The organism is Pusillimonas sp. SM2304, from assembly GCF_031628915.1.
GTDB lineage: Bacteria > Pseudomonadota > Gammaproteobacteria > Burkholderiales > Burkholderiaceae_B > Pusillimonas_C.
Genome location: NZ_JAVLUJ010000002.1, coordinates 1,011,876 through 1,024,377, shown reverse-complemented (window position 1 = coordinate 1,024,377; position 12,502 = coordinate 1,011,876). Strand labels below are relative to the sequence as shown.

General features: G+C 62.3%; 12 protein-coding genes. 2 read left to right on the top strand and 10 right to left on the bottom strand.

Annotation, left to right across the window (positions count from 1 at the left end; genetic code table 11):
* Positions 1-16 precede the first annotated feature (16 nt).
* Positions 17-481, top strand: a complete 465-nt coding sequence (gene smpB, locus RE432_RS13845; protein WP_310933993.1) for an SsrA-binding protein SmpB — start codon at positions 17-19, stop codon at positions 479-481.
* Between the two features lie 17 nt (positions 482-498).
* On the opposite strand, the gene RE432_RS13840 is transcribed toward smpB, so the two are convergent.
* From RE432_RS13840 to ppsA, 3 genes are all read right to left on the bottom strand, one after another.
* Positions 499-1,224, bottom strand: a complete 726-nt coding sequence (locus tag RE432_RS13840) for a methylated-DNA--[protein]-cysteine S-methyltransferase (protein WP_310933992.1) — start codon at positions 1,222-1,224, stop codon at positions 499-501.
* An 11-nt stretch (positions 1,225-1,235) separates the two neighbouring features.
* Complete coding sequence (locus tag RE432_RS13835) at positions 1,236-2,546, bottom strand: NAD(P)/FAD-dependent oxidoreductase (protein ID WP_310933991.1); 1,311 nt, start codon at positions 2,544-2,546, stop codon at positions 1,236-1,238.
* A 235-nt stretch (positions 2,547-2,781) separates the two neighbouring features.
* On the bottom strand, positions 2,782-5,151 hold the full coding sequence (gene ppsA / locus RE432_RS13830) for a phosphoenolpyruvate synthase (protein ID WP_310933990.1): 2,370 nt from the start codon (positions 5,149-5,151) through the stop codon (positions 2,782-2,784).
* A 179-nt stretch (positions 5,152-5,330) separates the two neighbouring features.
* Between ppsA and RE432_RS13825 the strand changes: the two genes are divergently transcribed.
* Positions 5,331-6,164 (top strand): pyruvate, water dikinase regulatory protein, encoded by an 834-nt coding sequence (locus RE432_RS13825; protein ID WP_310933989.1) that lies wholly within the window; start codon positions 5,331-5,333, stop codon positions 6,162-6,164.
* 656 nt (positions 6,165-6,820) lie between these two features.
* Here the strand turns inward: RE432_RS13825 and RE432_RS13820 are convergent.
* Genes RE432_RS13820 through RE432_RS13790 form a run of 7 tightly spaced genes read right to left on the bottom strand, consistent with a single transcriptional unit; the run spans position 6,821 to position 12,486 of the window.
* Complete coding sequence (locus RE432_RS13820; protein ID WP_310933988.1) at positions 6,821-7,627, bottom strand: RNA methyltransferase; 807 nt, start codon at positions 7,625-7,627, stop codon at positions 6,821-6,823.
* 20 nt (positions 7,628-7,647) lie between these two features.
* Positions 7,648-8,298 carry a ribonuclease HII gene (rnhB, locus tag RE432_RS13815; protein ID WP_310933987.1) on the bottom strand — a complete coding sequence of 217 codons (651 nt, stop codon included), beginning with the start codon at positions 8,296-8,298 and terminating at the stop codon, positions 7,648-7,650.
* Positions 8,288-9,535, bottom strand: coding sequence for a lipid-A-disaccharide synthase (gene lpxB / locus RE432_RS13810; protein WP_310933986.1), 1,248 nt, complete (start codon positions 9,533-9,535; stop codon positions 8,288-8,290). Before lpxB ends, rnhB begins: the two co-directional genes overlap by 11 nt.
* Positions 9,532-10,326: an acyl-ACP--UDP-N-acetylglucosamine O-acyltransferase gene (gene lpxA, locus RE432_RS13805; RefSeq protein WP_310933985.1), complete on the bottom strand. Its 795-nt coding sequence runs from the start codon at positions 10,324-10,326 to the stop codon at positions 9,532-9,534. Before lpxA ends, lpxB begins: the two co-directional genes overlap by 4 nt.
* Before the next feature lie 2 nt (positions 10,327-10,328).
* Entirely contained in the window at positions 10,329-10,784 is a 456-nt protein-coding gene (fabZ, locus tag RE432_RS13800; protein ID WP_310933984.1) for a 3-hydroxyacyl-ACP dehydratase FabZ, read from the bottom strand.
* A 43-nt stretch (positions 10,785-10,827) separates the two neighbouring features.
* On the bottom strand, positions 10,828-11,922 hold the full coding sequence (gene lpxD, locus RE432_RS13795; RefSeq protein WP_310933983.1) for a UDP-3-O-(3-hydroxymyristoyl)glucosamine N-acyltransferase: 1,095 nt from the start codon (positions 11,920-11,922) through the stop codon (positions 10,828-10,830).
* Between the two features lie 6 nt (positions 11,923-11,928).
* A complete protein-coding gene (locus RE432_RS13790) occupies positions 11,929-12,486 on the bottom strand; it encodes an OmpH family outer membrane protein (RefSeq protein WP_310933982.1) in 558 nt (185 codons plus the stop codon).
* Between the last annotated feature and the right edge of the window lie 16 nt (positions 12,487-12,502).

Below are 12,502 nucleotides of genomic sequence, written 5' to 3'. Positions count from 1 at the left end.
CAAGCATAATTGATTCATGAGCATTGTCGATAACCGGAAAGCAACCCACGATTACTTCATCGAAGACCGCTACGAGGCGGGTCTTGTGCTGGAGGGGTGGGAGGTCAAAGCGATACGGGCCGGTCATGTGCAACTGAAGGAAAGCTACGTGATCGTGCGCGACGGTGAAATCTGGATCATCAACATGCACATCAGCCCGCTGCCCACGGCCTCTACGCATATCCACCCCAACTCCACCCGCACGCGCAAGCTGCTGCTCAAGGCGGAAGAAATCAGCAAACTGATCGGCAAGGTCGAGCAACGCGGCTACACCCTGGTGCCGCTGAACCTGCACTACAAGAACGGACGCATCAAGCTCGACTTCGGGCTGGGCCGGGGCAAGAAGCTGCACGATAAGCGCGACTCGTCGCGCGACAAGGATTGGCAGCGGGAAAAAGAGCGCATCATGAAGCACGATACCCGCAACAGGTCCGGCGACTAGGCCTGGGCCGCAAGGCGCTACCCCAAGGTAAAGCCTTCCAGCTCGAGCAAGGCGAATTTGCGCTCCAGCCCGCCCGTGTAGCCGTTGAGCCTGCCCGTACCGGCCAGCACCCGATGGCAGGGCACGATGATGGTAATGGGGTTGCGCCCCACCGCCGTTCCCACCGGACGCCCATGCTGCGGCTTCAGGCCGGCCGCCTGCGCCACATCGCCATACGACACGTATTCGCCGTAGGGGATGGTCAGCAGCGCCTGCCAGACTTTGACCTGAAACTCGGTGCCGTCCAGTTGCAGCGGAACCGTGAAGACCTTGCGCCTGCCCAGAAAATACTCATCCAGTTCACGCCGTGTCTGCTCGAACAAGGCGACCGCGCTGCCGGGCGTGCCGGCCTGCTTCAGCGCCACTGGCCCGCAGGCCTGATGCGCGAGCCCGGCCCGATCGGCTGGCGCAGGCTTGATCGCACAGGCGCCGTCATCACAGCCTGCCAGGCCAGTTGGGCGTAGATCCTGCTCGTCAAACAGCGTGGGCGCAGCGGGCGGGTTCTTGTAGGCCTTGAGGTTCTTGATGGCCACCCCCGCCCTCATGCCCGCGGTCGGATCGGCCTTGCCTGGTTTCACCGGCACGGCCCCCGCCGGGGACGGGCAATCCGACTGGCCCACGAAGTACAGGCCATCAAGGCAAGCACCGTTGCTGCTGAGCAGTATCGGACCCAGCGGTGAAGTGATCTGTGCATAAAACGTCATGGCCGCCCGCATCAATGCAGTTTGACCCGCGGGGCGCCGCGTTTCATGAACAAGCGCCCTATGGCCAGCGTGCCGGTGCGCACCGGGCCCAGAACCGCCAGGTGATGCATCAGGTGCAGGCTCATGTACATAAGCCGGGCCAGCAGGCCTTCAACGAACCAGCTTTTGCCGGACAACACCCCCATCAGGCTTCCTACGCCGCGGCTGTGGCCCACCGACACCAGCGATCCGTAATCGCGGAAGCGGAACGCCCGCTGCGCGATCGCCTGCCCTTTGATGCGCTCGCGCAAGGTATCCATCAGGAAGCCGGCCTGTTGGTGCGCCACCTGCGCGCGGGCCGGCAAGGGACGATCTTCCCCCAGCCAAGGGGCCTGTGCGCAGTCTCCCAGCGCATAGATGACCGGATCGCTGGTCCGCAAGCTGCCATCCACCACCAGTTGATTGATCCGGTTGGTTTCCAGGCCGAGTCCGGCCAGCCATGCCGGCGCCTCGATGCCGGCTGCCCAGACGCACAGGTCGGCCGGATAGCGGCTGCCTTCGCTGTCGACCAGCGCGTCGCGTTCGACGGCGGCGACGCGCACCGATGTTTTCACCGTGACACCCCGGTCTTCCAGTAGCTTCTGCGCCGCGGCCGACATTTTTTCTGGCAAGGCCGACAGGATGCGGTCGCTTCCTTCCAGCAGGGTGATGCGGATATCGGCAGCGGGGTCCAGGTCATTCAAGCCATAGAAAACCGCGTCGGCGCAGGCCTCGAGCAGCTCGGCGGCCAGCTCGACGCCCGTTGCGCCGCCGCCGACGATACCGATGTTCAGTTGGTAGTCCGGCTCCGCGGATTTGCGGCGGTTGGCCGTGACCAGTTCGTGCAGCAGGCGCAAGCGGAAGCGCTCGGCCTCGTCAGTGGAGTCCAGCGCAATCGCGAACTCGGCGGCGCCCGGCGTGCCGAAAAAATTAGACTTGCTGCCCACGGCCATGACCAGCGTGTCGTAGCCAATATCCCTGGCCGGAAAGACTTCGTCGTGCGCATCCGAGAAAACCGGTTTCAGCTTCAGGCGCCTGGCATCGCGGTCTATGGCTTGGACTTCGCCAAAAATAAAGGTGAAGCCGCAATCCTTGGCCAGCATGAAATACGACAGGCCTTCGCGGTGTATGTCCAGGGTTCCGGCCGCCACTTCATGCAGGGAAGGCTTCCAGATATGCCCGCCGGCCTTGTCCACCAGCAGGACATGCTGGGGCCCGTACTTGCGCCCCAGCTTGGCAGCCAGTTCCAGGCCGCCGGCGCCGCCGCCCACAATGACTATCCTGTGCGCATCGCTATTCGTCATGTCCGAGTCCTTCAATCGTGTTGACAGGCCCTGCGCCCTGCCGGGCATAAGCCGTGGCCGTAACGGTATCTTGCCCTGTCCGCCTCGGCAAGGTCAACTCCAGCCGTTATCCATACATGCCACAGACAGCTGGAAAACCCGTGCCCGCCACGTAAAAACGCTGGCTTGAACGGATTTAAGCCAGCGTTTTCTTTGCCGGGCCGCCCCAAAAAGCGCCCGGATGCGTCATATAGACTTAAGCCGGCTTGGCCAGGCGCTGCCAGGTATCAACCACCGTATCCGGATTCAGCGACATCGACAGTATCCCTTCGTCGCGCAGCCAATTGGCCAGGTCGGGGTGATCGCTGGGGCCTTGGCCGCAGATGCCCACGTACTTGCCGGCGGACAGGCACGCCTGGATGGCACGGCGCAGCATGAACTGGACGGCTTCGTCGCGCTCGTCGAAATCGGCCGCCAGAAGCTCCATGCCCGAATCGCGGTCCAGGCCCAGGGTGAGCTGGGTCATGTCGTTCGAGCCAATGGAGAAACCGTCGAAATGCTGCAGGAACTGATCGGCCAGGATGGCATTGGACGGCACCTCGCACATCATGATCAGGCGCAGGCCGTTTTCACCGCGTGCCAGGCCATGGTTGGCCAGCAGGTCAACCACCTTGGCCGCTTGCGGCAAGGTTCGCACAAACGGCACCATGATCTCGACGTTGGTCAGGCCCATGTCGTCGCGCACCTTCTTGAGCGCCTCGCATTCCATGCGGAAGCATTCCTCGAATTCCTGCGAGATATAGCGCGATGCGCCACGGAAGCCGAGCATGGGATTCTCTTCCTCGGGCTCGTAGCGCGAGCCGCCCACCAGCTTGCGGTACTCGTTCGACTTGAAGTCGGACAGGCGCACAATGACGGGCTTGGGATAGAAAGCGGCGGCCAGGGTGCCGATGCCTTCGGCCAGTTTTTCAACGAAGAAGGCACGCGGGCTGGCATAGCCGCGCGCCGCCGATTCGACCGCCTGCTTCAGCTCGCCGTCCACATTGGGGTAGTCGAGCACGGCCTTGGGATGCACGTTGATGTTGTTGTTGATGATGAACTCGAGCCGCGCCAGCCCCACCCCTTCGTTGGGGATCTGGGCAAAGTCGAAAGCCAGTTGCGGATTGCCGACGTTCATCATGATCTTCAGGCCGATATCGGGCATTTCACCCCAACGGACTTCTTCGATCTCGGTTTCGATCAGGCCATCGTAGATGCGGCCTTCGTCGCCCTCGGCGCAAGATACCGTGACTTCCTTGCCATTGGACAGCACATCGGTGGCATTGGCGCAGCCGACCACCGCCGGAATGCCCAGTTCCCGGGCGATGATGGCGGCGTGGCAGGTACGGCCGCCGCGATTGGTCACAATGGCCGAGGCCAACTTCATGACGGGCTCCCAGTTGGGATCGGTCATGTCGGTCACAAGAATATCGCCCGCCTTGACCTGATCCATCTCGGAGATGTCGGCGACGATGCGCACCTTGCCCGAACCGATCTTCTGGCCAATGGCCCGCCCAGTGATCAGGACTTCGCCCGTGGCTTTCAGGCGATAGCGCTCTTGCACATCGTTGTGCCCTTGCTGAGATTTGACCGTCTCGGGCCGTGCCTGCAGGATGTAGATCTTGCCGTCTATGCCATCGCGGCCCCATTCGATGTCCATGGGACGCTGATAGTGCTTTTCGATAATGACCGCGTAGCGGGCCAGCTCGATGACTTCTTCATCGGTCAAAGAATAGCGGTTGCGCTCGGACACAGGCACATCGACCGTACGGACGGCGTGGCCCGATGTGCGCTCGGCGTCGAATTCCATTTTGATGAGCTTGGAGCCGATGCGGCGGCTGATGATGGGGTAATGTCCCGAAGCCAGGGTCGGCTTGAATACATAGAACTCGTCGGGGTTGACCGCGCCTTGCACGACGGTTTCGCCCAGGCCGTAGGACGACGTGATGAACACGACGTCGGTAAAGCCCGATTCCGTATCCAGCGTGAACATGACCCCCGCACTGCCGCGATCGGAGCGCACCATGCGCTGCACACCCGCCGACAAGGCGACGTCGGCGTGGGCATAGCCTTTGTGGACGCGATAGGAAATGGCGCGGTCGTTGTACAGCGAGGCAAAGACGTGGCGAATCTTGTCCAGTACGTCGTCGATACCCACCACATTCAGGAAGGTTTCCTGCTGGCCGGCAAACGAGGCGTCGGGAAGGTCTTCGGCGGTGGCCGACGAGCGCACGGCAAAAGACCCCTGCCCGTCTGCATCGAGTTCGGCGAAGGCCGTACGAATGGCCTGCTCGAACTCGGCCGGGAAAGGCGTGTCGACAATCCACTGGCGAATCTCGGCGCCCGCCGTGGCCAGCTCGCGCACGTCTTCCGAGTTCAAGGTTTGAAGGCGGTCGGCAATGCGCTGGTCAAGCTGGGTGGACTTGAGGAAATCGCGGAAAGCGTCGGCCGTGGTCGCAAAACCGCCTGGGACCCTTACCCCGGCGCCGGCCAACTGACTGATCATTTCACCGAGTGATGCGTTTTTTCCTCCGACCGAGTCGACATCCGTCATGCGGAGCTGCTCGAAAGATACTACATAAGACATAAAGTCACCTTTAACTATATAAAAGAAAGCTTGTTTGCTTAGCGCGCCCGGGCGCCGGACGAAACCGGAACGCCGCCATCAACCGGTGCACTAAGCAAACCAGCCTTGCTTGCTGGTACGGTGACTGTTAACCTTTGCGATTGTACCGTTTCTCGCACCTTCTGCACTCACTTTATTCCATGCCAGACACTCTGATCGAACGCACCGTTTTTGTTGTCTCCGACAGCACGGGCATTACCGCTGAAACATTCAGCAACTCCGTGCTTTCCCAGTTCGAGCAGGTATCGTTCGAAGCCATACGCATTCCTTTTATCGACAGCGTCGAAAAGGCATCCGCCGCGGCCATACGGATCAACCGCTGCGCCGAAGAACAGAACGAGCCCCCGCTGGTATTCAGCACGCTGGTCAATCCCGAAATCGCGCAAACCATACGCGAGGCCAACTGTACCTTTCTGGATCTGTTCAGCACGTTTGTGCAACATATCGAAACAGCCCTGGGCATAAAGTCCAATCATTCGGTGGGCCGTTCGCATATGGGCGGGTTATCCAAGCAGTACAACAATCGCATCGAAGCCATCAACTTCAGCCTGGCGCACGATGATGGGCAGTTCGTGCATGGGCTGGAACAGGCGGATGTGATTCTGGTGGGCGTCTCGCGCTGCGGAAAAACGCCCACCAGTCTGTACCTGGCGATGCAGTATGCGGTCAAGGCGGCCAACTTTCCCTTGATTCCCGAGGATTTCGACCGGGGTTCGCTGCCCGCCACCCTGGCCCCTTATCGCAAGAAGCTGTTCGGCCTGTCGATACAGCCCGAGCGCCTGGCCGAGGTGCGCCATGAGCGGCGTCCGAACAGTCAGTATGCGTCCATCAGGCAGTGCCGGGACGAGGTGGCCGAGGCGGAGCGCCTGATGCGGATGGAGAATATTCCGTGGCTGTCGACGACGACGAAATCGATCGAGGAGATTTCGACCAAGGTGCTGGATGAGGTGGGGTTGAATCGGCGGATGTATTGAATTGCCGCGGGCACTATCCTTTTGGGGCGCTGCCTTTTTGGGTTCTTGAGAAGCGCGGGGGCTTGGCCGGGGTTGTGCTCCCATCGCTTCGGCCCCTGCGGGGCTACCCTGGCAATGATTCCAAAGCGGGGCCGGGCGTGAACTCGCCATTCATCAGCCGCCTGTGGGCTGATGAATGGCTCAAACAAGCACGCCCTCTTACGTCCCCGCCTTGGCGCCATGGCTGCGGCTTGCTCAACGGTCGCCCAACCCAGGCCAAGCCCCCACGCTTAAGATCTACTCAAGGTGTTGGAAAGTGCTATCGCAGCTTGATGGCGGGCTCAAAGCTTGGGTTGGCTGAGTGGTCAACAAATCTCGACAGCTCTCGACAGCAAAAACCGTCGACAAGCACCGTCGACAAGCCAATTAGCATCAGCAAAGCGCATGGGCCTCTGGCATGTCCACGATGCAGCGTGCGGGGTGTTGGGAGCCGGGCTGCGGCGACTTTCGGGACTGAGCGAGCCGGCGGCGAAGGGAGCCCGAAGGGGCGGACGAGCCAGGCGATGCGGTGTTCGGCGCGCAGGCGCCGAACCTGTCACGAGGAGCTAAGCCCGGTTCCCAACACCCCGCACGCCTCAATAGAAATCCAGCAACGCCCGCAAACGACAGAAACGCGGCTATCCCGCCGACGTCCCTATATGCTGCCGCCGCTGCTCGAACAGGCAAACCCCTGCCGCCACCGCCACATTCAGCGACTCGACATTTTCCGCTTGCGGAATGTACAGGCGGCGATCGGCCTGCGCCAGCAGAGCCGGGTCCACGCCCTGCCCTTCATTGCCGAACAGCCAGGCGCAGCTTGCGGGCAATGCGGCTTCGTACAGCGGCTCGGCATCGTCCAGGGACGTAGCAATCAGCGGCACCGCCAATCTGCTGCGTGCGGCCGCCAGGTCCACATGCTCATGAACCGTCATGACGAAGTGCGCGCCTTGCGCGCTGCGCAGGACTTTCGCGGACCAGGCCGACGCACAGCCCATGGATAAGTAAGCGTGCCGGATGCCCGCCGCCGCCGCGGTGCGCAGCAGCGTGCCGACATTGCCCGGGTCCTGGACGCGATCCAGCCAGAGGCAATGATGATCGATGCGGGCCGGCAGCGCGGGCAAGGGAGCCGCCACCAGGAAGTAAACGCCTTGCCCGTGTTCGACCTGGGACAAGCCTGCGGCCAGCCTGGGTTCGCAGCTGTGGCATAGGGCCGGGGCCAGGCTGGCCGCCAGGGCTTGCAGCTCGGCCTGCGCCTCGAGCCGCTGCAGGTCGAACAAAGCCAGTTCCGGCGGCCCGGCATGTTCCAGCCAGGCCTGGCACAGATGTATCCCTTCCAGCACCACATAGTGGGCATCACTGGAGTCGGGGCCTGCTTCCCGTTTGCCGCGGCTCAAGCGCTGCATACGCTTGTACAAGGGGTTATCGCGCGAGGAAATATGCTTCATGGACCCTTCTCCCCATTGGGTCATGGGACCGGCGTATACACCGGCGCCACAGGGGTTTCCGCCTGCTCCGCCGCAAGCAGACGCTTGACCGGCGCAAAACTGCGCCGGTGCACCGGACTGGGGCCGTAGGCGTTCAAGCGGGCCAAGTGCAAAGCCGTTCCGTAGCCCTTGTGCTGATCAAAGCAATAATCGGGATAGGCCTGGTGAAGCAGCAGGCAGTCGGCATCGCGTGCCGTTTTCGCCAGAATCGAGGCGGCCGAGATCGCCGCAACGCTGGCGTCTCCGCCCACAATGGCCTGTGCGGTGCAATCCAGCCCATGCGGGATGCGATTGCCGTCGATCACGGCCCTGCCGGGCCTGACGGACAGGCCTGCGCAGGCCCGGCGCATGGCCAGCATGGTCGCCTGCAAAATATTCAGGCTGTCGATTTCTTCAACCGTGGCGCTGGCAATGCACCACGCCACGGCCTGTTCACGGATCAGCAAGCTCAGCGTTTCGCGCCGGGCGGCGCTGAGCTTCTTGGAGTCGTCCAGCCCCGCAATGGGGCGGGCGGGGTCAAGAATCACCGCTGCGGCAAACACAGGCCCGGCCAATGGGCCGCGCCCTGCTTCGTCAATGCCGGCCACATACAGCGACGCCGGCTCGTGCATCGGGAACAGATCAGGCTGCATGACGCACCTGTTCGACAATAGCCCGGGCGGCCAGCTCCGGCGTGTCGCGCCATAGCGACTCATGCATGCGCACGAAGCGCTCGGCCACCTGCGCCCCATAGGCGGCATCCGTCAGCGCCTTCCAGCTGGCTTCGGCCAGGGCTTGGGGCGTGGCGTCGTCCTGCAGCAGTTCAGGCACGACGAAATCGCGCGCCAGCACATTCGGCAGCCCCACCCAGGGAACGTAAGGCCGTGCCTGGCCTGATTTCCACGCCATCATGCGCTTCATCAGGGGAGAAAGCACGTAGGAAATCACCATGGGCCGCTTGAACAGGGCGGCCTCCAGCGTAGCCGTGCCGCTGGCGACCAGCACCGCATCGGCTGCTTCCATGACATTCCAGGCAGCGGGCCGCGCATCAAAATCCGCTGAGGGCGCAAGCGGCCCGGCCCCCTGATCCGCCGCGGCGGCCGACGCGGGCCCCGGCGCCCCGCCCTGCCCCTCGATAATGCGCAGATTGGGAATCGGGTACTGCTGCAGCAATGCCTGGAATTCGCGGCGGCGCTCGGCATTGACCATGGGCACCAGCACCTGCAGGGCGGGATCCTGCCGCAGCAGGATTTGCGCAGCCTGCAGAAAGCGCGGCCCCAGCAAGCTGATTTCAGACGCGCGGCTGCCCGGCATGAGCGCCAGTACGCGCGCGCCGGCATCCACGCCCAGGTGGCGGCGGGCGGCAAGCCTGTCGGGCTGCATGGGAATGATCTCGGCCAGCGGGTGGCCGACATAGGTCACCGGGACGCCCTCTTTCTGGTAGATGTCCTCTTCGAAGGGAAACAGCACCAGCATATGCGACACGGCTTCGCGTATCTTGTGGATGCGCTCGTAGCGCCAGGCCCAAATGGACGGCCCCACGAAATGAACCGTGGGCACCCCCGCCTGTTTGAGCTGATGCTCCAGGCGCAGGTTGAAATCCGGCGCATCGATACCGACAAAAACATCCGGCTTGTCCGACAGCCATTGTTTTTTGACATTGAAATAGGTATTGAGCAGGCGCGGCATGCGCTTGAAGGCATCCACATAACCGAACACCGTCAGGGCATCCATGGAGTGCCAGGCCTCGAAGCCCTGCCTGGCCATGGCCGGCCCGCCTATCCCCTGGCAATGGCTTTGGGCATCGTGGCGGCTGATGCCCCGTATGATCCGGGCTGCCAGCAGATCACCGGACGGTTCGCCGGCCACCATGCCAACGCGCAAGCTCATGAGCGCGCAATGCCCCGTGTGGAGGCCGACAGGAAGTCGACCATGACTTGAATGGCATCATGCGCTGCCGGTTTTTCTTGCTGCAGCACACGCATCTGCTCGCAGGCCTCTTCCACCTTCAGATTGCGGCGGTACAGCAGCTTGTAGGTTTCCTTGAGGGCGGCGATGTCGTCGGGGCTGTACCCCCGCCGGCCCAGGCCTTCCGAGTTGACGCCCACCGGACGGAAAGGGTCGCCTGCGCCGATCAGGTAGGGCGGGATATCCTGGCGAATGGAGCTGGTTCCCCCTATCATGGTGTGCGCGCCGATGCGTACAAACTGGTGCACGGCGGTCAGTCCGCCCAGAATGGCCCAATCGCCGATATGAATATGGCCGGCAAGCTGCACCGCGTTGGCAATCACCGTGTGGTGGCCAATCTGGCAGTCATGCGCAATATGAACGTACGCCATGATCCAGTTGTCGTCCCCCAGCCGGGTGACGCCGACATCCTGGGACGTCCCTGTATTGATGGTCACGTACTCGCGCACAGTGTTGCCGTCGCCGATCTCCAGCCGGGTCGGCTCGCCCTGGTATTTTTTGTCTTGCGGCATGCCCCCAATGGAGCAGAAGCGGTAGAAATGATTATTTGCCCCGATGGTCGTATGGCCATCGATCACGCAGTGCGGGCCCACTATGGTGCCTGCGCCGATCTCGACGTGCTCGCCGATCACGCTGTAGGGGCCAATGCTGACATCGCCGGCGATGCGGGCGCCGGCTGCAATGATCGCACTGGGATGGATTAGACTAGACATGGTTAGGTTTCTTCCAATACCCGTATCGCACACATGATTTTCGCCTCGGCGGCCACCTGGCCGTCGACCGTCGCCCGGGCGCTGTACTTGCAGATGGACCGGCTGATGCGGTCGGCCGTGACTTCCAGGCGCAGTTGATCGCCCGGCAGCACAGGCCGGCGGAATCGGGCGCCATCGACGCCGACCAGGTAGTAGGCGATTTTCTTGTCGGCGGGGTTGACGCCGCTGTCGTCCTCGAACGAAAAAAGCGCAGCCGCCTGAGCCAGCGCCTCGATGATCAACACACCGGGCATGACGGGATGGTGGGGAAAATGGCCCGTAAAAAAGGGTTCATTCATCGACACATTCTTGATGGCCACGATGCTTTTGCCCGGAACCATGTCCAGCACGCGATCGACCAGCAGCATCGGGTAACGATGCGGCAGTCTGTCCATGATTTGTCTGATGTCGAGTTCCATCTTCTTATATCCTGCAAATAAATCGTACGATACGATAGTTGTTTTACGGTTTGTTTTTTTCAAGCGCCTTCAGGCGGCGGCGCAAGGCCGACAACTGCGACAGGACCGCCGCATTGCGTTGCCACTGGACATGCTCGGCATAGGGATAGACACCGGTATAGCGCCCCGGCGTGGCGATACTGGAGGTGATAGCCGTGCCGCCCGACACATGCACGTCGTCGCCCAGCACCAGATGGCCTGAAAGCATGGCCGCGCCGCCTATCGTACAGCGCTGCCCGATCGTGGTAGAGCCCGCCACCCCGACGCAGGCGGCCATGGCGGTATGGTCGCCGATCTGGCAGTTATGGCCGATCATGATCTGGTTGTCGAGCTTGACCCCGTTCCCGATGTGTGTGTTGTCGATCGCGCCGCGGTCAACCGTGGTATTGGCGCCGATTTCGACATCGTCGCCCAGGACGACCCCGCCTATCTGGGCGATTTTGACCCAGGCGCCGGTCTTCTGGCGAGGGTCCGGCGCAAAGCCGAAGCCATCGGCGCCCAGCACGCAGCCCGAATGCAGGATAGCCCGCTTGCCCACCGTGACATGATGGTAAAGCGTGACCCGGGCATGCAGCAGGCAGTCGTCGCCCACCACCGAATGGGCGCCAATGATGCAGCCAGGTCCCAGGCGGGCGCCCCGCCCTATGCGGGCGCCCGCTTCAATGACACAATGCGGCCCAATGCTGGCGCCGGGGGCAATCTCTGCCGACGGCGCGACGACGGCGCTGTCATGGATGCCGGTCTCGAGCTGGTTCAGCCTGTGCTGGTCGAACCACTGCGCCAGCAAGGCATACATCAGGTAGGGCTGGCTGCACACCACGGGGCGAAAGGCATAGCTGCCTGGCTCCAGCGCATCGAAGGCCTCTTGCGTCAGGATGACGGCGGCAGCCCCGGATTGCTGCAACTGCCCTTGCAAGCGGTGATTGGACAGAAAACTGATTTCATCTGGGCCGGCGGACAGTAGCGAACCCAGGCCCCGGATACGGGGCCCGGATTCATGCTCTGTTTCGACCGGTTTGCAATCCAGGCCGACGCTGTTTGCCTCGGCCAACAGCGTCTGCAGGGTAGGCGCCTGTTCCGGCGCTAGCAATACCGGCATCGTGGTTTAGCCGCCCAGCGCTTTCATGACCTGGTCGGTGATATCGACTTTGGGGCTGACCGTGACGGCGTCCTGGATGATCAGGTCGTAGCCTTGCTGCTCGGCAATCTGCTTGATGGCTGCGTCGGCCTTCTCGACAATGCCCGAGAACTCTTCGTTGCGGCGGCGATTGAAGTCTTCCTGGAATTCCCGGCGCTTGCGTTGCAGGTCGGAATCCAGGTCGGCCAGTTGGCGCTGCCGCTTGATGCGCTCGGACTCGGACAGCACGGGAGCGTCCTTGTCGAATTTTTGCGCGTCGCTGCGCAGGCGATTGGCCAGGCTTTGCAGCTCGTCGTCACGCTTTTTGAATTCGGATTCGATCTTGGACTGGGCAGCCTTGGCGGGCCTGGAGTCGCGCAGAATCCGTTCAGTGCTCACGAAGCCAATCTTGGTTGCCTGTGCGTTGGCGACAGGCGCTGCAACCATGGCGCCGGCGCCCAGCGCCGCGGCCAGTACCAGGGCGCGGTTGGCTTGACCGATGCCACGGCTTAGAGCAGTAAGTTTTAATGCGAATTGAGACTTCATGAAAAATCTACCTTGC